Here is a 21,221-nt window from a genome sequence, read left to right on the forward strand (position 1 = left end):
TGTGACGTACCTGACGAGCGAGAATTCGAAGTATGCCGGCACGCCCTTTGAGCAAGATCAGTTCTGAGTGGTGGGACTACACGACGCTCGACCGCGAAATTCTTGACGATGCCGCGCGGCTTTCGGCCGAAGATTTGCTCGCCCTGAGTCGGCCCGGTTTTACCGTTCGTTTTTACGACACGCTCGAAGACTTTTATTTGGCCGAGGCGCTGGAATACATCACCAGTTGGCGCGCCGCAACCGAAAGCCAGCCCGCCGGTATTTGCGGTCCAATCGGGCCGACCGAACAGTTACCGCTCGTGGCACGGCTGGTGAATGAATTGGAACTCGATCTGCGGCATGCGCACTTCTGGGGCATGGACGAATGGGTTGTCGACGGACGTGCCGCGCCGCTGGAGTTTCCCCTCTCGTTTGCGCGGGCCGATATGGAACTGTGTTTCGATCGCATTCGTCCCGAGTTGCGGATGCCGCGCGAGAATCTGCACTTTCCCACCGAACGGCCCGAGGAATACGTCGCAAGTTTCGGCCAGGCGCGGTGCCTGGTCATGCAGGGGGGCCAAGGCGAGGTCAAGCACTGGGCTTTCAACGATCCGCCGAGGCGTGATGGCGCCTACCTTGACCAGCCGCCAACGCCTGAAGAATATCGAAAACTGTCGACGCGCATCGTCGAACTACACCCGATGACGATCATTCAAAACGCGCGCACATCCGGCGGCGGCGTCGTGACCAACGTACCGACGCATGCTATTACGGTTGGCCCCGCCGAGACGTGGCGTTCCGAGAAAGTCTCGATCTGGCATGCCGGCTGCCACGACAATCCGTTTGGTCAAAGGCTGACGACGTTGATGATTTCGAAGCGTGTGCCGGACTCTGCTGTGCCGATGTCGCTGCTGGCCGATCATCCGCAGGTGCAGTTCAATTTCTATCGGCCCGGCATCGGCAGCTGCGGCGCCGAGATGCACTAGCAATCAGGCCACGGCGATTTGTTGCGCCAATCCTTTGCAAAGGGCGACCGCATGAATGTGCAGGGCAAAGTCGCGATTGTCACCGGCGCGGGGGGCGTTGGATCGGGCCGGGCCTACGCACGGCGACTGGCGCGCGACGGCGCAGCGGTTGTGGTCTGCGACGTCGACGAACCTGGGGTCCGGGAAACCGTGCGACTGATTGAAGCCGCGGGGGGGATCGCTCAGTTCTGCCAGGCGGATATTGGCCGGCGCGACGAAGTGCAGTCGCTTGTGGATTTTGCCGTCGCCAGCTTCGGCGGGGTCGACATCCTGGTGAACAACGCCTCGCCGGCGTATCACGCCAGCGAACCACTGGACTGGTGGTTCGAACCAATCGAGATCGATCTGCTGGGGGCGATGGCCGTGATGCGATCCTGCATTCCGATCATGCGCCGGCGCGGCGGCGGGGCAATCGTCAACATCGGTTCGACGTCTGCGCTCGGCCACGGTCACAAGCACTCGAAATCACCGGCCTACGACGTCGCCAAGGCCGGGATGACTCGCCTGACCACCACGTTGGGCTGGTTGCGTGAAAGCGATAATATACGCGTCAATTGCCTGGTGCCAGATTGGATCGCGGTGCCGGAGGTGTTGGAGTATTGGAACGCGCTGACTCCCGTGCAGCGAGCAGAACAAGGCGTGCCCGACGTGCTAACTTCGCTCGACGAAGTAGCCGACGCGCTCATGGGACTGATTACCGATGAACAATTAGCCGGCCGGGTCATGGTTTGGTGGAGCGGGCAGCGGCGAGGGTTGATTCCCGAGGGCGATCCCGGCTATGCGCGATTGGAATAAGGATTCTGGCATGACTCGACGAGCTTTCGCGATTGCTGCGCACCCAGACGACATCGAGTTCGTCATGGCCGGCACACTTTTGCATTTGCGCGAGGCTGGATATGAGCTGCATTACATGAATGTCGCCAACGGCTGTTGCGGTTCGAGCATGACCGACGCCCTGACCACGGCGCGCATTCGTCGCGACGAGGCCATGCGAGCCTGTCAGATCATCGGGGCGGTGTTTCACGAGAGCCTGACGAACGACTTGGAGATCTTTTACGATCGGCCGACGCTCGGACGGCTGGCGGCTATCCTGCGCGAAGTGTCGCCTGAAATCGTTCTGACACACTCGCCGGCCGATTATATGGAGGATCATACGAACGCCTGTCGGTTGGCGGTGACGGCGGCGTTCGCTCGCGGGATGCCCAACTTTGCCGTCGATCCCCCGACATCGACAACGGATCAACCGGTGACGGTGTATCACGCCCAGCCCCATGGCAATCGGGATGGGCTCGGGCAGCCGGTACATCCGGAGATTTTCGTCGACATCGGCGCGCAACTGGAAACGAAAGGCCAGATGCTCGCCGCGCACGCCAGCCAGAAGCAGTGGCTCGACGAAAGCCAAGGACTCGATTCGTATATCGCGTCGATGCGCGAACTATGCCGCGATGTGGGCCGGCTATCCGGCCAATTCGAATTCGCCGAGGGGTGGCGGCGGCACAGCCATCTTGGCTTCTGCGCCGCGGATGCAGATCCGCTGGTTGCCGCATTACGCCCCGCATGCGTTAAGGCCGAGCCGCGGAGTTGAATCGGGAGCCGACTTATCCCGGTTTGATGCGAATCTCCACGGGGGGGCGTTCAGGTGGGGCGCGCGAACTCTCAGGGCGCTTTCGACGTTCCAGCAACCTTGTCGGCCGGTAGGTTCGCGACGTATTTCGGAATCTTTGTATTCCCCATGTTTGCGATGCTTTCGTTGATTTGCCGCTGAATGGCGGCCTCGACGGTTTCGTTCTGATTCGAGCGCACGAGTCTCGGGGTAATCTCGCCGCCACCGCTCCACACCGGGGTGCCATTGATTTGAAAAGTGAGCGAAGTCAATTGGGTCGGCACCGAGAGTTGCTGCGTTGCCATTCCACGGCCCAAGGTTCGAGAAACCATCTGCTTGACCTCTCCTGGCTTCACCGTCACTACCAATTTGATATTGCTGTTGTCGTCGACGCGCATGCCGTTGGCTTCCAAGGATTTCTTCAGCCCTGCGACGACCTTGTCATGAGACTGCTGATAAGCCCCCATTTGCACATCCAGCGCAATTGCATCCCCGGGTTTGATTGCCAGTAACTCGTCGGCGCTAGTCGACTTGACGAGCATTCGTGCCTCGTCATTGGGTACTGTTCCGCTTGCCAGTACGCAATTCTTGTTGTCGTCTTCGACGTACAAATACCGTCCGCCGGCAAACAATCCCACGGGCGTTCCGGTGTAGGTCCAAGTCTTCACGCGATGCGGAACGTCAATGACGGTTTTGCCATCAACCAGCAGCGTACTCTCATCGGCCCATACGACTTGGTCGAAGGCCGGACAATCGCAGGCGAAATCGTACGTCTGCTCGCGAGTGGTCAAATCCCACACTCGCACCTGGCCATGCAGAACCAGGACCAATTGACGGCCTGCGGGATCGAAAGCCAAAAGCCCGTTCTGGCGGTCGTCAGCGACGATGAAGCCAGCCTTCTTTCCGGACAACGTTTCGATGATCACGATCCCGCCATCGACGGTGGTGGCAAGGTACTTGCTGTTCGCGCTCAAGGCCGGCTTCTTGTTTGCGGTCGTTAACGACTGCCAGATCGGCCTCACTTTGGCGGAAAGGTCCCACAACGCATAGTTGCCATCGGTGTTAATGGTCAGGAGATGGTCCTTATCGATAAAACGCCCTGCGAGGATGTTCTGATCTTTCTTTTCCGCATTCCCGAAGGGGCTCCAGGTGAATCGCGGCTTCAGCTTCTGCCCGTCCAGATCATAGAGAAACAGATCGCCGCGTTCGCGTTCCGCGATTTTGAACGCTACGACCGTCCGCATGTCGGCGCTAATGGCAATGGGAGTCTGGCCTGGCGCGAATTCGGCGGTTTTTTCGACCCGGTCGCGCTTTAAATCGCACGATTGCACGCGTGCTTTCTTTCCCTGAAACGAATCGAGCCAGACAACGACTCCTTTATCCTTCTCTGGCGAAACGAAGACTTGAAAGGGCTTTTCGTGGAACGCCTTCGGCCCCAGCGCGATGCGCGTGTCGGGAATCGCACGCGCCGACGCGACATCCGGCGCGTAGGACCAACTTCCACCGCGACTGATGTCGAGGGGGCGGGCTCGGCTGCCGTCCACGTTGACGCGATCGAAGCCTTCGTCATCTACACCGCCGTCTTCCGCCGTATTAGCGGTTACGCTTTGTAGGAACTCCTGGTCCTTCTCGCTAAGCTTGCCCAGGGGCAACTCGACTTCCTTACCGTCCTTTCGAAGCAGCGTGACGACTTCGTCTTCGACTTTGACAAGGCTGGCTTCGATTTTGAACTTGCCTGTCTGGTCGCTCCACGAGCGAGGGCCATCTTTGTTCGCGCGTTCCTCGACGGTTTCGAAGGGATTTTCTTCGCGGCCGGCAGGCTTCGGCTTCTTCTTCGCCAGTTTGCGAAATTTCGTGGCCGGGCCTCGCTGGCTGCCCCCGAATTCCCCATCGTCGAGCTTCAACGTAATCCAACCGTTGTTGCGATCGATCGATTCCACGGTGCCGGGGTGTTCCTTTCCAGCGAATTCCCAGACGGCGCGATCCCCAACTTTGTATTTTGGCGGTTGTTGCTTGGGGGCCGCATGAACGCTGTCTGCGGATAACAGAACTGCGACGATGATGGCTCCCAAAACGAGAAGAAGCGTTCGACGATTGTTATTAGCCCCTGGTCTCGCCATTACAAGTCTTTCATAAAGCGTCGGCAGTGTTTTGATGGCCCGCAGCGGGCGTTTAGATTCTAATATTCGACCGGTTGGTTTGCACCCTAGCGTTGACAATTGTCGGTACGAGCTTGCCGGTATTTGGAACGTGGCGGGATGGTCGTTTCAACGGCGATCGGGCTCGTCGGCTTGCCCGCGTAATGGCGCGACCGATGGTGTAGTGCAGCGTCCCAAACGTACAAATCGTCAGAGTCACCAATGGCCCGAGAGATTGACGACAACTTGCAGGATCTGCTGCAAATCCTTCCTGCCGAATGGTCCTTGGTTTCCTACCGGAGGTCGCCGCACGGCTGGACCGCAACACTCGCGTTCAAAAACCGAGAATTCCTGCTGACCTCGCAATTCTCTTACATTGACGTTGCCGAACTGATCGGCACAAAGCAGAAGAAGCCCCGGGCGATTCCGCCCCTCGACGAACATCGCGAGGCCATAACCGCCTCTCAGGTTTGCCAGATGCTGTGTGCTGTGGTGAGATCGCACGATTAATTCGCGCAATCGCTCGGCCGGAGGGGGCTTGTCCGGCGGTCGAAACTTTGACACCCGCCCCCTCAACACATTACAATCCAGGCATGCGTTTTCTGGCTGCCGGTTCGCCGGCCGGTGGCCGCTTTGCGAAACGCCACCCCACAATCGGCCCCTGCCCCGCGACGAAGACCCTGTGCTGCGTGCCCCGCCTGCGGCGCCAGGGGAAAGAGGAACGGATTGATGCGGCTTGCCCGCGCGCTATTTCTTGGTTCACTTGCCCTGGCTTCGATGCGCGCGGTTGTGCGCGCCGCCGAGGCCGCACCCGCCGCGACGAACCCGGAAAGTGTCGCGTCGGCCGATGCCGAGAGATTCTTCGAGAGCCAGGTCCGGCCGATGCTGGTCGCGCGCTGCCTGGAATGCCACGGGCCGGACAAGCAAGAGGCGGGTTTGCGGCTTGACTCGCGCGAGGCACTTTTGAAGGGAAGCGATGCAGCGGCGGTGGTCGTGCCTGGCGAACCCGATAAAAGTTCGCTGATCCACGCGGTCCGCTATGAGGGAAATGTGCAGATGCCGCCGGCAGGCAAGCTCGAGGACAAAGAGCTGGTCCTGCTGACGACGTGGGTGAAAATGGGCGTACCGTGGGGGAGCGCCGCGCCGCAGGCGACCGTCGAAACCATGCCCCAGCGGGCTGTGCGAGCGAAAGCAACGCACTGGGCCTACCGGCCGGTCGTACGTCCCGAGTTGCCCAACGCACAAGAGGCGGCCTGGAATGAGAATCCCATCGATCGGTTCGTCTTCGCTGAACTCGACAAGCACGGTTTGCGTCCTTCGCCGCAGGCAGACCGACGAACGCTTTTACGGCGCCTTTCGTTCGACCTGTTGGGGTTACCGCCGACAGCCGCCGAAGTTGACGAGTTCGTGAACGACGCGGCGCCGGACGCTTTTGCCAAAGTGGTCGACCGGATGCTGGCGTCGCCCGCTTACGGTCAGCGTTGGGGACGGCACTGGCTGGACGTGGCGCGCTACTCGGACACGAAAGGTTATGTATTTACCGAGGATCGCCGGTATCCCTACGCGTATACGTATCGCGACTACGTCGTTCGCGCCTTGAATGAGGACCGACCGTACGATCAGTTTATCTTGCAGCAACTCGCCGCCGATCAATTGGACGTGGCTGATAAGCGCGACCTGGCCGCGATGGGATTTCTTACCGTCGGGCGTCGCTTCAGCAACAACATTCATGACATTATCGATGACCGAATCGACGTTGTGACGCGTGGGCTGATGGGATTGACGGTCACCTGTGCACGCTGTCACGACCACAAATACGATCCGGTGCCAACCGATGATTACTATTCGCTGTATGGCGTCATTGCCAGCAGCAACGAGCCGGCCGAGCCGCCACTGATCGGCGAGCCCCGGGAGAGCGAGGCGTATCAACAGTTCGTCGCGGAGCTAGCAAAACGCGAGCAGGCGTTCAATACGTTCCGGGATACCAAGTATCGCGAATTGCTGAACGATCTGCGGGCACGGGTCAAGGATTATCTGTGCCAGGTCGTCATCGACACGATGAAGGATTCGTTGCCGGATGACGCCGACCTGTCGTTCAATCCGGACGAGCTTCGTCCGGCGGTCGTGCGGCGATGGAAGCAATATCTTGAGCGGACTTCAAGCGATGTCGAGCCGGTGTTTGCCCTATGGCACGAATTCGCGGCCTTGCCTCGCGACCGATTCGACGAAGGGGCGCGTGGCATCGTCGAGCGGCTCGCCAAAGGAGATGAACCAGGCCGGTCTGTGAATCGACTGGTGCGCGAAGAGTTCGCTAAGCGAACGCCCCCCGATTCGATGCTCGACGTGGCGCGGACATACGGCGATGTGCTAAGCGAGATCGAAAAGCAGTGGCAGGCCGTATTGCAACTACCGGCGCCCACGGCCGCCGGCGAGTCAGCCAAGCCGGCCGAGCGCCTGCCCGATGACGCAGCCGAACAATTGCGGCAGACACTGTATACTCACGGCGCTCCGACCGCTGTACCGGAGGACGAGGCGCGGCGCGTGTTCGATCGCGCAACGCAAAACGAGCTGAACAAGCTTCGCAAGAGCGTCGACGAGATCAAGGTCAACTCGCCGGCGGCGCCGCCGCGCGCGATGGTGCTCGCCGAGCAACCGACGCCGCATCAGCCGCACGTTTTTCTACGTGGCGATCCGGCTCGCCCGGATCGTGAAGTGCCGCGCCGGTTTGTGCAATTCCTGGCAGCCGAGCCGGGCAAACCTTTTGCTAATGCCAGTGGTCGGCTGGAGATGGCGCAAGCGATCGCGAGCGCCGATAACCCCCTGACCGCGCGGGTCATGGTCAATCGGGTTTGGATGCATCATTTCGGCACCCCACTGGTGCGCACCCCCGGGGATTTCGGGCTGCGCAGCGAACCGCCGACCCATCCGCAATTACTCGACTTCCTCGCTCGGTGGTTTATGGACGAGGGCTGGTCGTTGAAGCGGCTGCACCGCATGATTGTATTGTCGCAGACGTATGGTCAAGCGAGCGACGATCGAACTGAGTGTCGTACGAACGATCCCGAGAATCGTTTTCTATGGCGCGCCAATCGGCGGCGGCTGGATTTCGAGGCCATGCGTGATTCGTTCTTGGCCTTGTCGGGGCGATTGGACACGGCGCTCGAAGGGCGGTCGATCGACATTTGGGCTCAGCCGTACAGTACGCGACGCTCGATTTACGCCTTTGTGGATCGGCAGGATTTGCCAGGCATCTTTCGAATGTTTGATTTTGCCAGCCCGGATGTGAGCACACCGCAGCGCCCCACGACGATGGTGCCGCAGCAAGGATTGTTCGTGATGAACTCTCCGTTTGTGCTGGAGCAGGCACGGTACTTGGCACGGCGAGCGGAAGTGGCGCAGGCCACCGAACCGGCAGCCAAGGTCCAGACTTTGTATCAGGTGGCATTTGCGCGACTGGCCGAGGCGGATGAAGTGCAATTGGGCGTAGCGTTCGTGGCAAGCCTTTCTCCGGTTCCGACGCAGGGAGAAACCGGGGCGTCCTCGGGATCAGCCGTCCCTGCCGCGCCGGTTGCCGTTGATCTGGCCGCGCCGCTCTCGGCTTGGGAGCAATATGCTCAGGCGCTGCTATTATCCAACGAGTTCATGTTTGTTGATTGAGGAATCGATGGCGCGCCACGGTCAAAAACAGAAGCTTAGTGCCACGGCCGGGATTCAGGCTGGTGATAGTGGGCTGTCGCGCCGTGAGATGCTGCGTCGGTCGGGCATGGGCCTGGGCATGCTGGGGCTTGCCGGTTTGCTGGATGCGCCAACTTCTGCGGCGGCGACTGCCACCGGTTCTGGTGGACTGACGAGCCCGATGATTGCGCGTGCGCCGCATTTCGCCGCCAAGGCCAAGCATGTGATTCATATTTTTGCCAACGGTGGGCCTTCGCATGTCGACACGTTCGATCCGAAGCCATCGCTAGCGAAGCACGCTGGCCAAATGTTGCCGATGGAGAACTTGCGCACCGAGCGCAAGACGGGCGCCGCATTTCCTTCGCCGTTCAAATTTGCGAAATACGGTCAAAGCGGCCTGGAAGTTAGCGAGCTGTTTTCGCATGTGGCCGAGCATGTCGACGACATGGCGATCATTCGCTCGATGCATGCTGACGTGCCGAACCATGAACCGTCGCTGATGCTGATGAACTGCGGCGAGTCGCGCTTGCCTCGCCCGAGCTTTGGCTCGTGGACGACCTATGGCCTGGGAACAGAGAATCAGAATCTGCCCGGCTTTATCGCCATGTGTCCGGGCGGATACCCGATCAAGGATGCCGAGAATTGGCAGTCCGCCTTCCTACCTGGTGCGTTCCAGGGAACGTACATCAATACGCAACATACCGAGCTGGAGAAGCTGGTCGAGAACGTGCGCAACACGGCACTCTCGCGCGAGGATCAGCGGCGACAGCTCGACCTGGTTCAAGAATTGAATCGGCGGCACCTGGTGCGCCGCGCGGGGGACGAGGCGCTGGAATCGCGCATTCACTCACTCGAATTGGCCTATCGGATGCAAATGGAGGCGGGCGACGCCTTTGATGTGGCTCGCGAGCCACGGCATATTCTCGATGCTTATGGCGAAGGGGTGCAAGCGCGGCAGTTGTTGATTGCCCGCCGATTGATCGAACGCGGTGTTCGTTTTGTTCAATGCTGGCACGGCGCGGGACAGCCGTGGGATAATCACGACGATATCGAGGTCAATCATCGTAAGCTGGCCGGACAGTGCGATCGGGCGATCGCTGCGCTATTGCGTGACTTGAAGCAACGCGGATTGCTTGATGAAACGCTCGTCGTGTGGGGCGGAGAATTCGGTCGTACGCCCACGGTCGAGCTGCCACAAGCCGGCGCGAATGCGGGCAAAGTGAACGGCCGCGACCATAACCACTACGGCTTTTCGATGTGGTTGGCCGGCGGCGGCGTTAAAGGGGGCCAGGTCTATGGCGCCACCGACGAATTCGGCTTTCAGGCGGTGGAAAATAAGGTTCATGTTCACGACCTGCACGCCACGCTCCTGCATTTGCTCGGATTCGATCATAAGCAATTGACCTATCGCTACGCCGGGCGTGACTTCCGTTTGACGGATGTCCATGGGCAGGTCGTCAAGGCGCTGATTGCGTAAATCCGGCGTCGACCAGTCAACTTTTGCGGCAGTTGTTGTTTATTCCGCTGCAACAGTGCTGCAGGACCGCGATCGGTAACTCTGTATGAACGTTCGTAACGTTATTCGTGATGCGGTATGCACCGCCTGCGGATGTCTGTGTGACGACATCGAGGTCGTCGTTGCAGATGCGCGCGTTATCGAAGCGAACGAAGCGTGCGATCTGGGCTGCGAGATGTTCTTGCGCGACTATGGCAACGATTGGCCCCCCGCTACGATTGCCGGCCGCGCGGTTACCATCGACCAGGCCGTGGACGAGGCCGCGCGGATCCTGGCCGCGGCGCGATTCCCATTGGTTTACGGACTGAGCCATGCAACAAGTGAGGCGCAGCGCGCCGCGGTGGCCATCGGCGACTGGATCGGTGCGAACATCGACACTGCCACGAGCGCCTATCATGGTGTCTCTGGGACGTCGTTTGCCGGTGTCGGCGAGGTGACCTGCACGCTGGGCGAAGTTCGCCATCGCGGCGACTTGGTGATTTTCTGGGGCAGCGATCCTGCCGAAAGTCATCCGCGGCATTTTGAGCGCTACAGTCTCGAAGCGGCAGGCATGTTCGTGCCGCGCGGCCGAGCGGACCGCACTTGCGTCGTGGTTGACGTGACACGGACCCGGACCGCGGAGATTGCGGACTCGTTTCTGCAGATCAAGCCGGCGTGCGATTTCGAGGCACTTTGGATCCTGCGTGCTTTGGTACAGGGAATCGACCTCGATTCGAATTTTGTACAGCGGTCCACCGGTGTATCTCTCGCTTCCTGGCAGGATTTGGCGCGGCAGATGAAAGCAGCACATTTTGGCGTGCTGTTTTTTGGCGACGGGCTATTGAAGACTCGCGGTCGGTACGTCAACGCCGATGCGCTCATGGCGTTGACCCGGGATTTGAATATCTACACCCGCTTCGTCTGCTTGCCGATGCGCGGCAGGGGAAATCGAGCGGGCGCGGATGACGTACTGCTGTGGACGACGGGCTATCCTTTCGGCGTAAACCAGGCCCGCGGATATCCTCGCTTCGGTCCTGGCGAGTACACGGCCGCCGAGACGCTTTCTCGCGGTGAGCCTGATGCCGCGCTCGTGGTCGGTAGCGAGTTGCTCGCCGAGCTGCCGCACGCAGCGCGGGACCACCTGGCAACGATCCCGGCTATTAGCTTGGATGCGGACGGCTCGTCTGGTTTGCCGTCCAGTCGAGTTGCCTTCCGCACGGCGGCTGCCGGGCTGGGTGGGAGTGGGACCATGAATCGCATGGACGATGTGCCGCTCTGGTTGCGTTCAACAGTGGATTCTCCCTTGTCTACCGACGCCGAGATCTTGTCGCGCATCGAGGCACGGGTGAAGGCACTGCGCGGCTATGGAAAAAGTCTGCCGGTCAAAGAGCGTACCCGGGTTGTGTAAAACCATTCGGCGCCGCATACCATCGGGATGCCCTCGCCCTTGGGCATGACGTAGACTTTTTCGTCTGGCATTCTTGTTCTTCATGTCCCGGCGTGATTGCCAGCGCGCGTACGGCGATCGTTGAAAATCGGAGGCCTGAATATGCTTCGGCAGTTGATCGGTACCTGTGTGGTGGGAGGCGTTGTGCTTGCCGTACTGAATCTAAGTCAGCTACCCCGACAAGCCGAATCGAAAGATATTCCTACCGCCAAACCTGCCTCAGCGGTTGTGCTGGGCCAGGACGTGCGTACGTTGGACCTGACGCACGCCTTCGATGAAAAGAACGTCTATTGGCCGACGGAAATTCCATTTCATCTGGAACGTGGGCCGTTCGGGGGAACCGACGGGGGGTGGTTCTATAGTGCCAACCGCTTTCGTACGGCCGAGCATAGTGGGACGCACGTCGACGCTCCGATTCACTTTTTCAAGGATGCCGAGACGGTTGATGCGATTCCGCTCGAGCGGTTGGTCGGGCCGGGTGCGATGGTCAATGTCGCAGAGATGTGTCAAAAGGATCGCGACTATCTCGTGACGGTGACAGACTTCGAGGATTGGGAACAACGACAAGGCGCTCGGCTCGACGGCAAGATCGTGCTCGTGCGTACCGGCTGGTCGCGTTTCTGGCCGGATCGCGAGCAATATCTAGGCACGGCCGAAACAGGGAAAGAGGCCGTCGCCAAGCTGCACTTCCCGGGCGTCGCGCCGGAGGCCGCCCGTTGGCTCGTCGAGCAACGGAAAATCCGCGCGATCGGTATCGATACGGCCAGCATCGATCGTGGGCAGTCGCGAACCTTTAGTACGCACGTCGTGCTGTGTTCGCACAATACGCCAGCCTTTGAGAACGTGGCGAACCTCGAGACGCTGTCTGCCAGCGGCTTCACGATCGTCGCGCTGCCGATGAAAATCTCGGGGGGCAGTGGCGGCCCGTTGCGTATTATAGCTCTCGTGCCGTAACGACGCCGAGTCCCATTGTTCTGGAAAGGGCTGACCATTCGATTACGTCCTTGGCACTTTCGGCTGAGCACGTTGCTCGTCGCGGTCGCCCTGGTGGCCGCCGGACTGGCCTGGTGGCTGCGCCCACTCGATGTAGAAATCCGGCGCGATGACGGTACCCTGGCGGCGCGATTTCGGGTCCAGCGGGATTGGCGCGGTCGGTTCGTCGGTTGCGGGACGCAGTCTTGGTTCCTGCCGGACGGGCAATGCTTTCGCCGCCAGGATATCGAGGGGGCGTTATTGGTGAACGGAACGCTCTTAGGGCCCGGGCGTTATGCGAATCCGGTCTATCCGGCGCACTATCCGCCGGACCCTCCCTCGGCCGAATACGTGGGGTGGTTGCGGCAGGATAATGTGCCCATTTCGACCGACCTGCCGAGCGCGGCCGGCGAGCAGTTCTCTTATCCGTGAAATGCGTTCGCTTCACCCCCCGACCGATTTCACGAACTCTGAACTCGCCAGCGGCTTTGCTTTTAGTTATCTTAGCCGGTGGCAATGCTCGGCCCTTCGGCCGGGCTGGCGGTAACGAGTTGATAATCAGCGACCGCAGCCGGCTTCTATTTTGCCGGCGCGGCTGTTACACGCCCTCACAGGAGATTTGGCGATGCGACTTTCGTTGCTAACGTGCCTGGCTTTGTTCGTGGCTACCTCGGCGTTTGCCGCGGACTCGCCCGTCGGAACTACCGTTAAGGACTTCAAAGCGCGCGATTACCGCGGACGCGAGACGTCGCTTGCCGAATTCGCCGGAAGCAAAGCAGTGGTCGTGGCCTTCCTGGGAACCGAATGCCCGCTGGCCAAAATGTACGGTCAGCGCTTGGAAGAACTCGCCAAGCAATACAAGGACCAGGGCGTAACTTTCCTGGGCATCGATTCCAATCGTCAGGACTCGATCGCCGAGATTGCCAACTACGCACGCACGCACGGCGTGACGTTTCCGATCTTGAAGGACGTTGGCAATACGATTGCCGACCAGCTCGGCGCGCTGCGCACGCCCGAGGTGTACTTGCTCGACAAGGATCGCGTCGTCCGATACGCCGGCCGCATCGACGATCAATACGGCCTAGGTAACAGCTCGGGCTATGCCCAGGCGAAGGTCCGCCACCGTCACCTGGCGACCGCGCTGGATGAACTGCTGGCCGGCAAGACGGTTAGCCAGCCGCACAGCATCACGCCGGGCTGCCTGATCGGGCGCGTACGAGAGCCCGATGCCAAATCGGACGTCACTTACAGCAATCAGGTCGCGCGGATTCTGCAAACCAATTGCGTCGAATGTCATCGACCGGGGCAGATCGCGCCGTTTGCTTTGACGAACTACGAAGAGGTATCCGGCTGGGCGGACATGATCGAGGAAGTGGTACACGATCAACGGATGCCGCCGTGGCATGCTGATCCCGCGTTCGGCAAGTTTCATAACGACCGCAGCATGAGTGATGCCGACAAGCAAACGCTGTACACCTGGGTAAAGAACGGCGCCCCCGAGGGGAATCCGGCTGATCTTCCCAAGCCGATCGACTACCCCGAGAACTGGCAGTTGGGCCAGCCCGACCAGGTCGTGTACATGAACGATAAGCCTTACGAGGTTCCGGCCGAAGGAACCGTGGAATACGAGTATTTCATGGTCGATCCGGGGTGGACCGAGGATCGCTGGATCAAGGCAACCGAATGCCTGCTGGGCAACCGTTCGATTGTGCATCATATCTTTGTGTTCGCCGTGGACGCCTCGAACGACCTGGCGAAGCTCAATGGTCCGCTAGGTACCGGCATTAATCCAGGGCTCGGCGACGATTCGGTACGTCTGATCGCCGGAGCAGCGCCGGGTACGCCGCCGGCCACGGGGCCGCAAGGGGCAGCCACGCACGTCAAGGCGGGGACGAAGTTGCTGTTTCAGATGCACTACACCCCCAACGGCAGCCCCCAGAAGGATCACACCAGTGTCGGGTTCTTCTTTGCGAAGCCTGAGGAAGTGACGCGCGGCATGGACGTGCGGATGGCGATCAATCCTTCGTTCACGATTCCGGCGCAAGCGGAAAATTACCCCGTGAAGTCGGCGCATAAGTTTGCCAAGGATGCGATGCTGATCAATCTGACTCCGCACATGCACTTGCGCGGCAAGTCGTTCCGTTACGATCTGAAATACCCGGATGGTAAGTCGGAGACGATCTTGAACGTGCCCCGTTACGACTTTAACTGGCAGGTAACGTACCTGCTTGAATCGCCAAAGTTCGTGCCCGCCGGCACCGAGCTGCAGTGCCTGGCGCATTTCGACAATTCGGACGGTAACCTTGCGAATCCGGACCCGAACTCGCCCGTCTCCTGGGGAGATCAGACCTGGGAAGAGATGATGATCGGCTGGTTCACCGAGACCGACGACATCTACCCACAGGATGTGAGCCCTGACCAAACGCGAGCGTCTCGTTTCGTCGCGGGCCTGAAAGGGAACGCACCGCACGTCAGCAAGGCGATATCCCGCGCGGCCGAAGGCGCCTTGAAGTCCACCGCTGCGATGGAAAAGTTGCTGGATCGGGTGACGAAGGAGCTACCGCAGATCGATCGCATTTGCGTCAGTCGGATCGACGACGCGAAGCTCGTGTTCGTGCAGGTCGCTCAGCCCGTCGTGCTAAGCTATCCTCTGGGGGGCGTCGAACGTAGCTATCCGGCCACAGAATCGACCTTGGCCGGTTACATCCAGGCGGGGCAGCCGGTCGTCAATGCCCAACTGCTTGAGCAGGGCGCTGATATGGTAGCGATGCGGCGGGCGCTGGGATCCAGCATGCATCTGCCGATTACGATCGATGGGCAGCCGGCCCTGATCAGCTACTGGAGCAAAGAAAAAGAGGCCTTCCCTGCCGCTGCCGTCGACTTCCTGAAGGAAATCACACAGCGCCTCGGTGCCAAGTAGCAGGCCGGGATTTAAGGCGGAGCGTTAGTACCGGCTAGGCGGCACGTAATTCAACTGCGTAGCGGGGACCGCGCCGACGTCGACGGCGGGGACTCCGACGGAAGCATTGGGCACGGGGGCTATAGGGGTCGCGGGAGTTGCCGGGACCGGAGGCGCGACCGGCGCGGCGACGACTTCGGTTTTCGTGGCGTCGCTTGTAGCCGGCGCATCGTACCGCGGCGTTTCCTTGGCGATGGGTCGGGATGCGACGCGCGCCGGTGAGGCTGGCTTCGGTGAAATTGCCACCGCTTCGCTCGTCACCGGCTGAGAGTGTGCCGTGGGGATTCCCCGGCCATTGCTGGCTGACGAATCAATGGTTTGCACCTCGGCCAACTGTTCACGCGGCGGTTCCTCGGCGTTCATGCGATCCAACCACTCGCGGGCTTCGTTCAAGCCCGGATCTTTCTCAACCGCCAAGGCGAACTGTTGGATGGCCGCATTTCGTTTGCCGGTCTGTTTCAACAGAACGCCAACGTTGTAATGCGCAATTGGCTCTCCATAGACGGCCGCCACTTGCGCAACGGCCTCGTTGACGCGACCCATTTCGACAAGAACCGTGGCGATGTTGTTGCGATACAACTGCCGATCGGGCTGCAGTGTGACGGCTTTGCCAAGATACTCGAGCGCCAGGTCGAATTTCCCTTGCCGTGCATAGCAGAGACCGAGGTCGTTCGCGACCGAGGCATCTTCGGGATACAGCTTCGCGGCGCGGCTGTAATACTGAACTGCCTTGACCTTCTCTCCCTGGCGATCGAGAAGGTGCGCGCAACCGACCAGTCCCGCGGAGTTATCGTGATCGATGGCCAGCGCCTTTTCGTACTCTCCGGAGGCTCGGGCAAGGTCGCCGGTTTGTTCATGAACACGTGCCAATGACACGAAGAAATCAGCGCCGGGTCCGTCATCCTTCTTGTTAAAGGGCCACCAGCCAACGGTCTCCTCGGTAGTCGGCATCTCTTCCGGCTTCGGCGGCTGAGGCTTAAAGGCTTTGCTGACCTTGTCCGTGCCGGCTTTGAAGGTACCGCTAACACTCCTGCCGATCGCCGCGGGACTAAAGGCCGCTAGCTTCGAACTGTTCGACTGCGCTTGGTCCTGCTGGCCAAAACCGGGATCCGTCGAATTCGTGCTGACGCAACCCGCTAATGCGACTGTGGCGCCAAGGGCCAGCGCTGCAAGCAAATGCCTGCCCGGACCTCGACGAGTTGCCTCGCGCTGCGTATTGATTTGGCAGCGCGGAAGCTTGAGACTTAAATAAACCATCGCAATTATCTCGAAGAGAACGATTTCGCGGTGTCGGTATACTTCTTCGGTCGCGCTGGATCGCCGGCTGTAAGCGAACTGGCAGATCGGCGAATCCCTAAGGATCGTCAGGGTAAAGACAGGCGGCGCCGGTAAGCGGGGTGGAACGCCGTGGCGTTAAACCTTCGGGTCGTGCAAACGTAAGTCGGTAGCCCGCCGCTGGCTCGTCCGGCAGTGCGAACGTTTGGTACACCCGGCCAGGTCTGCTAGCAGCGGCACCGCAAGTCAGTACTGATTCCCAATTTTGCCAGTAGGACCGTTGCCCCTGAGATGGGCGCTCCGTGTGGAGCGGGGCGAAATGTGTTAGCTGCTATTGGCCGTTGCCGCTCCCGCTTCCGCCGCCCCCGCCGGACAGCGAACTGCTGCCGTCATCCTCAGGCAGACGTGGATCGGGAATCGTGGCCTGGTAGCGGCGCGTAACTTCGTCGACGTAGTAGGCGGGCGCGCCACGCGGCTTGTCGTAAGTCTCGAAGATCGGCACCGGCGGCCGATCGCCCAGGACGGCGACAGCGGCCTCTTGTATCGAGACCACTCGGCCAGCGGTCGTTTCGGGGGTTGGGTCGCGAAGCACGAAAATCGCCCGATAGCACAGCGGGGTTTGATTAATGATGGCGGCGACCTTCAATCGGCCGGCTTCGGTGAGTTGAGTGCCCTCGTCGACGAAGTACTGCTCGCCAAGCGTGTTCTGCACGCGCCAGCCATTGGCCGTATCAAGATCGAAATGGACGCGGGTATTTGCGCGATCGGCCGCGACAAAGGGATCCGGCCAGTTGTTGTTGCGCTTGAAGTCGCGGCAGACCGAATACCAGGCTCGCTTGAAGAAATTTCCTTCCGGCTTGGCGTCACCGTCTTGGCATTGGGCCTCGGCAGGCATGCCCGCCGACTGCGCCAAGGTTGCCTTTGACGACAGGGCGGCACCGACCAAGAGTGGTGCGACGAGCAGGGAACGAATCATGAAAGAACCTCTTCGCGAAACGCGCAGCGAGCAGAGCTTGGCGCCGCCGATTGCTCGCGGCCGGCTGGTATGCGGGTAGGGCGCCTTTTCTCGTTATCGGCCCGCAGGAGCCGAATATGTGTCACTGAGAGACTTGCGCGTCCTGCCTTGCGCAGATTCGCTAGAGCCCGCTGCCATTCATGATCGGGAACATTTCGCGGACCATCGTGATAGCAGCCGGTCCGACAAGCACGACGAAAATGCCCGGAAAGATGAAGATCACCAGCGGAAAAATCAGCTTAACAGCGGTTTTGGCAGCTTTTTCTTCGGCCAACTGCCGGCGGCGCGTACGCATCGAGTCGCTTTGCACGCGCAGCGCCTGCGCGATGCTGGAACCGAACTTGTCGGCTTGGATCAAAATCGATGACAGACTGCGCAGATCATCGACACCGGTCCGCACGCCAAGCTCGTGCAATACCTCGGTTCGCGACTTGCCGACCTGCAGTTGAAAATTCGAAAGCGCGAACTCTTCAGAGATGATGCGATAAATGCGCTTCATCTCGTCCGAGACTTTTCGCATGGCCTGATCCAATCCCAATCCGGCCTCGACGCAGACGACCATCAGATCCAGAGCATCCGGAAGGCCCAGGAAGATTGCTTCTTTGCGCTTGCTGATGATGAGTTTCAGAACCAGGTCCGGCAGATAGAAGAGGAAGCCGGTGATGAGCAGCGTGATCATGGTCGACTTCTGGCTAAAATCTCCCCTTACGGCCATCGCGGCGCCCGAGCCAAACAGGCCGACGATCAGCCCCAAGAATTTGAAGCCGAGGAAGATGGTTGTTGCCGACTCGCCACGGAAGCCGCCGTTGGAAAGCTTCATCTTTATTTTGCTGGCTTCGAGCTCGCTTTTCGGCTGCAGCGGCGCGGCCAAGGCAGGCGACGCGGCCTCGAGCACCTTGGTCATCGCGTCTTGCTTTTTGGTCACCGACGCGGCCTCGCGACGGCGCAGAGCAGGATTCTTCAATTCATCCAGCCGCTGCATGGCACGGGGGCGACCCGTGGCAAGCAAATCCAATAACCACCAGGCGGCCACAGCAAACAGGCCAAACACCGCCAGCGGCAGAATCTGAGTGAAGTCGATCAGGTTGGCGAGAATCACGGATTACACCTTGATATTGATAATTTTCCGGATCACAAGCGCGCCCAACACCTGCATGACGACGGCTCCGGCGAGCATTTTCTTTCCCATCGTGTCCGTGAACAGCATCATGACGTAGTCGGGATTCAGCCGGTACACCGCCAGAAACAACACTGGTGGCAAGGCCAACAGGACGATGCCGGACAGGCGGCCTTCACCGGTCAGAGCCTGCACCTGACCCCAAATCTTGAAACGCTCGCGGATGATGTAACCGATCTTGTCGAGAATCTCCGCCAGGTCACCGCCCGTCTGTTTCTGCAAGACGATGGCCGTGGCGAAGAACTTCAAGTCGAGGTTGGGAACGCGTCGTGTCAGGCTTGTCAGCGAATCGTCCATCGAGACGCCGAGGTTTTGCTCTTCGAAGACGCGACCAAATTCCTTGCCGATGGGCGCTGCCATTTCTTCGCGCACCAGGTTGAAGCCCGAGGCCAGGCTGTGGCCCGCGCGCAGCGCGCGGGCAGTCAATTCCAGCGCATCGGGCAACTGAACGGCAAAGGCTTTCATGCGTCTGCTACGACGAAACATCAGCCACAGCACCGGCAACGTCGCCATCGCCAGTGCCCCCAGCGGCGTAAGGGGGGCGGGGAAGCCCGCCACGACCGACGCCACGGCGCCCAAAACGGCCAGGCCCGCGGAAATGCCGAAGAAACGCGAAGGGGTTAGAGTCGTATCGGCCTGTTCGAAAAGTAAGCCCAGGTTGTGATAACGAGCGACGATCCCTTCGAGGATGCTAGGGGTTGCATTGAGTGGCGCCGCCAGCACGCTCCCTTTGAGCAAATTGTCCTTAACGCTGCTCGCCGAGCTTACGCCCGTGAGGACGTCGAGCCTTTGCTCGATTCCCTTATCGTTCTTCTCGCGCCAGAACATCGCGATGCAGCCGACGAAAGCGGCCACACCGACGAACGCGGCGATCGAAATCATGAGTGTTGGCGTCATAGCTAATTCACGCTAAGCGGGGAGACGGTACTCGATGGGATTGGTCGTGTTGGCCGTTTGCGATCGCGGTTAATCCTCTAACATCACGCGTTGGCGGAAGGCGCTGGCCGGTAATCGCACGCCGGCGGCTTCGAGTTTTTCCATGAATGCCGGTCGGATGCCCGTCGACACGAATCGTCCACGGGCGCGACCGTTTTCGTCGATGCCATCTTTGATGTAATGGTAAATGTCCTGCATGACGATCGTGTCTTGCTCCATCCCGAGGATTTCGGTGATGTGCGTGATTTTGCGCGGCCCTCCCTGCAAGCGGTTGGCTTGAATAATCAGGTCGATGGCGCTCGATACCTGCTGCCGCATGGCCTTTAGCGGCAGCTCGAAGCCGGCCATCGTGATCATGGTCTCGATACGAGCCACGGCGTCGCGCGGATTATTGGCGTGAATCGTGGTCAGCGATCCTTCGTGACCGGTGTTCATGGCTTGTAGCATGTCGAGCGTCTCGGCACCGCGGCATTCGCCGATGATGATTCGTTCGGGCCGCATACGGAGAGCGTTTTTCACCAGGTCCGTGGCCGTGATCGCGCCTTTGCCTTCGATATTCGGCGGACGGGTTTCCAGACGCACGACGTGATCCTGCTGCAATTGCAATTCGGCCGCGTCCTCGATCGTGACGATGCGGTCCGTATTGGAAATAAAGCTCGACAGCGTATTCAGCAGCGTCGTCTTGCCCGAGCCGGTGCCGCCGGAGATGACAATGTTCAAGCGAGCCTTGATCGCTCCCTCGAGCAGCATCACCATCTCGGGGGTGAACGCCTTGTAGTTGAGCAGGTCTTCAAGCTTTAGCGGATTGGCACCGAAACGGCGAATGGACACGGCGGCGCCGTCCAAGGCCAAGGGAGGAATGATCGCATTAACGCGCGAACCATCCGGGAGACGCGCATCGACCATCGGGCAGACTTCGTCGACGCGCCGCCCGACTTTCGAGACGATGCGATCGATAATTTGCATCAAGTGATTGTTGTCGCGAAAGGTGACGGAGGTTTTTTCCATCTTTCCCTTGCGCTCGCAATAGATATTCTTCGGCCCATTGATCAGGATATCGCTGATCGTGGGATCCTTGAGCAACAGCTCCAGCGGACCAAGACCGAACGTTTCATCGAGTACCTCGTCGACCAGCCGTTCACGCTCGGCGCGATTCAGCAGCGTGTCTTCGGTATCGCAGAGGTGTTCGACGACCAGCCGAATCTCGCGACGCAGCACATCGCCGGCCAGGTCGCCGACCCGTGTCAGGTCGAGCTTGTCGACCAGTTTGCCGTGGATACGCCGTTTGAGCTCTTCGAAGTCGTTGTCTTGCGTTTTTTCGCGGGTGGTCGTCAGGGGAGTTTTGGCCATGGGGCTTGCTGTCTTTCGTATCGCGTTCGCATCGTCGGCTGATAGGGCCCGTCCGCGCGAAAACCGCACGGGGAGCAGGACGCTGGAAAATCGTCCCTAAAAGGATAGCTCACGCACGCGACAGCCCGTGGGCCGAATTCCCATGCTTTGACGCGAGCCGTTGGGGTAAATGCCC

The 21,221-nt window shown here is 60.0% G+C and carries 16 protein-coding genes; 10 read left to right on the forward strand and 6 right to left on the reverse strand.

Going from position 1 to position 21,221, the window contains the following annotated elements; genetic code table 11:
- Positions 1–32 precede the first annotated feature (32 nt).
- From VGN12_00630 to VGN12_00640, 3 genes are read left to right on the forward strand one after another with little or no spacing between them, the layout of a single operon-like run.
- The gene (locus tag VGN12_00630; GenBank protein ID HEY4307929.1) at positions 33–965 is read left to right on the forward strand and encodes a glucosamine-6-phosphate isomerase; all 933 of its coding nucleotides are present in this window, start codon (positions 33–35) and stop codon (positions 963–965) included.
- 51 nt (positions 966–1,016) lie between these two features.
- A complete protein-coding gene (locus VGN12_00635; GenBank protein ID HEY4307930.1) occupies positions 1,017–1,799 on the forward strand; it encodes an SDR family NAD(P)-dependent oxidoreductase in 783 nt (260 codons plus the stop codon).
- A gap of 10 nt (positions 1,800–1,809) precedes the next feature.
- The gene (locus tag VGN12_00640) at positions 1,810–2,589 is read left to right on the forward strand and encodes a PIG-L deacetylase family protein (GenBank protein ID HEY4307931.1); all 780 of its coding nucleotides are present in this window, start codon (positions 1,810–1,812) and stop codon (positions 2,587–2,589) included.
- A 71-nt stretch (positions 2,590–2,660) separates the two neighbouring features.
- Here VGN12_00640 and VGN12_00645 read toward each other — a convergent pair whose 3' ends face one another.
- Complete coding sequence (locus VGN12_00645; GenBank protein ID HEY4307932.1) at positions 2,661–4,547, reverse strand: SHD1 domain-containing protein; 1,887 nt, start codon at positions 4,545–4,547, stop codon at positions 2,661–2,663.
- Positions 4,548–4,967: 420 nt separating this feature from the next.
- Between VGN12_00645 and VGN12_00650 the strand changes: the two genes are divergently transcribed.
- From VGN12_00650 to VGN12_00680, 7 genes are all read left to right on the forward strand, one after another.
- Positions 4,968–5,255, forward strand: coding sequence for a hypothetical protein (locus VGN12_00650; protein ID HEY4307933.1), 288 nt, complete (start codon positions 4,968–4,970; stop codon positions 5,253–5,255).
- A gap of 219 nt (positions 5,256–5,474) precedes the next feature.
- Positions 5,475–8,402 carry a PSD1 and planctomycete cytochrome C domain-containing protein gene (locus VGN12_00655; protein ID HEY4307934.1) on the forward strand — a complete coding sequence of 976 codons (2,928 nt, stop codon included), beginning with the start codon at positions 5,475–5,477 and terminating at the stop codon, positions 8,400–8,402.
- 106 nt (positions 8,403–8,508) lie between these two features.
- A complete protein-coding gene (locus VGN12_00660) occupies positions 8,509–9,897 on the forward strand; it encodes a DUF1501 domain-containing protein (GenBank protein HEY4307935.1) in 1,389 nt (462 codons plus the stop codon).
- An 85-nt stretch (positions 9,898–9,982) separates the two neighbouring features.
- Positions 9,983–11,323 carry a formylmethanofuran dehydrogenase subunit B gene (locus VGN12_00665; protein HEY4307936.1) on the forward strand — a complete coding sequence of 447 codons (1,341 nt, stop codon included), beginning with the start codon at positions 9,983–9,985 and terminating at the stop codon, positions 11,321–11,323.
- A gap of 141 nt (positions 11,324–11,464) precedes the next feature.
- On the forward strand, positions 11,465–12,316 hold the full coding sequence (locus VGN12_00670; GenBank protein HEY4307937.1) for a cyclase family protein: 852 nt from the start codon (positions 11,465–11,467) through the stop codon (positions 12,314–12,316).
- A gap of 15 nt (positions 12,317–12,331) precedes the next feature.
- Complete coding sequence (locus VGN12_00675) at positions 12,332–12,766, forward strand: hypothetical protein (GenBank protein HEY4307938.1); 435 nt, start codon at positions 12,332–12,334, stop codon at positions 12,764–12,766.
- Positions 12,767–12,959: 193 nt separating this feature from the next.
- Positions 12,960–15,254: a redoxin domain-containing protein gene (locus VGN12_00680; GenBank protein ID HEY4307939.1), complete on the forward strand. Its 2,295-nt coding sequence runs from the start codon at positions 12,960–12,962 to the stop codon at positions 15,252–15,254.
- A gap of 24 nt (positions 15,255–15,278) precedes the next feature.
- On the opposite strand, the gene VGN12_00685 is transcribed toward VGN12_00680, so the two are convergent.
- From VGN12_00685 to VGN12_00705, 5 genes are all read right to left on the reverse strand, one after another.
- Positions 15,279–16,550, reverse strand: a complete 1,272-nt coding sequence (locus tag VGN12_00685) for a tetratricopeptide repeat protein (protein HEY4307940.1) — start codon at positions 16,548–16,550, stop codon at positions 15,279–15,281.
- A gap of 349 nt (positions 16,551–16,899) precedes the next feature.
- Positions 16,900–17,544 carry a hypothetical protein gene (locus VGN12_00690; GenBank protein HEY4307941.1) on the reverse strand — a complete coding sequence of 215 codons (645 nt, stop codon included), beginning with the start codon at positions 17,542–17,544 and terminating at the stop codon, positions 16,900–16,902.
- 160 nt (positions 17,545–17,704) lie between these two features.
- A complete protein-coding gene (locus tag VGN12_00695; protein HEY4307942.1) occupies positions 17,705–18,682 on the reverse strand; it encodes a type II secretion system F family protein in 978 nt (325 codons plus the stop codon).
- A 3-nt stretch (positions 18,683–18,685) separates the two neighbouring features.
- The gene (locus VGN12_00700; GenBank protein HEY4307943.1) at positions 18,686–19,657 is read right to left on the reverse strand and encodes a type II secretion system F family protein; all 972 of its coding nucleotides are present in this window, start codon (positions 19,655–19,657) and stop codon (positions 18,686–18,688) included.
- Positions 19,658–19,726: 69 nt separating this feature from the next.
- Positions 19,727–21,046 carry a CpaF family protein gene (locus tag VGN12_00705; protein HEY4307944.1) on the reverse strand — a complete coding sequence of 440 codons (1,320 nt, stop codon included), beginning with the start codon at positions 21,044–21,046 and terminating at the stop codon, positions 19,727–19,729.
- Between the last annotated feature and the right edge of the window lie 175 nt (positions 21,047–21,221).

The organism is Pirellulales bacterium (genome assembly GCA_036499395.1).
Taxonomy (GTDB): Bacteria; Planctomycetota; Planctomycetia; order Pirellulales; family JACPPG01; genus JACPPG01.

Bases quoted from the DNA above. Each gene is read 5' to 3' on its own strand.
- VGN12_00630 (HEY4307929.1), top strand. From the start codon at position 33: ATGCCGGCACGCCCTTTGAGCAAGATCAGTTCTGAGTGGTGGGACTAC.
- VGN12_00635 (HEY4307930.1), top strand. From the start codon at position 1,017: ATGAATGTGCAGGGCAAAGTCGCGATTGTCACCGGCGCGGGGGGCGTT.
- VGN12_00640 (HEY4307931.1), top strand. From the start codon at position 1,810: ATGACTCGACGAGCTTTCGCGATTGCTGCGCACCCAGACGACATCGAG.
- VGN12_00650 (HEY4307933.1), top strand. From the start codon at position 4,968: ATGGCCCGAGAGATTGACGACAACTTGCAGGATCTGCTGCAAATCCTT.
- VGN12_00655 (HEY4307934.1), top strand. From the start codon at position 5,475: ATGCGGCTTGCCCGCGCGCTATTTCTTGGTTCACTTGCCCTGGCTTCG.
- VGN12_00660 (HEY4307935.1), top strand. From the start codon at position 8,509: ATGGGCCTGGGCATGCTGGGGCTTGCCGGTTTGCTGGATGCGCCAACT.
- VGN12_00665 (HEY4307936.1), top strand. From the start codon at position 9,983: ATGAACGTTCGTAACGTTATTCGTGATGCGGTATGCACCGCCTGCGGA.
- VGN12_00670 (HEY4307937.1), top strand. From the start codon at position 11,465: ATGCTTCGGCAGTTGATCGGTACCTGTGTGGTGGGAGGCGTTGTGCTT.
- VGN12_00680 (HEY4307939.1), top strand. From the start codon at position 12,960: ATGCGACTTTCGTTGCTAACGTGCCTGGCTTTGTTCGTGGCTACCTCG.
- VGN12_00685 (HEY4307940.1), bottom strand. From the start codon at position 16,550: ATGGTTTATTTAAGTCTCAAGCTTCCGCGCTGCCAAATCAATACGCAG.
- VGN12_00690 (HEY4307941.1), bottom strand. From the start codon at position 17,544: ATGATTCGTTCCCTGCTCGTCGCACCACTCTTGGTCGGTGCCGCCCTG.
- VGN12_00700 (HEY4307943.1), bottom strand. From the start codon at position 19,657: ATGACGCCAACACTCATGATTTCGATCGCCGCGTTCGTCGGTGTGGCC.
- VGN12_00705 (HEY4307944.1), bottom strand. From the start codon at position 21,046: ATGGCCAAAACTCCCCTGACGACCACCCGCGAAAAAACGCAAGACAAC.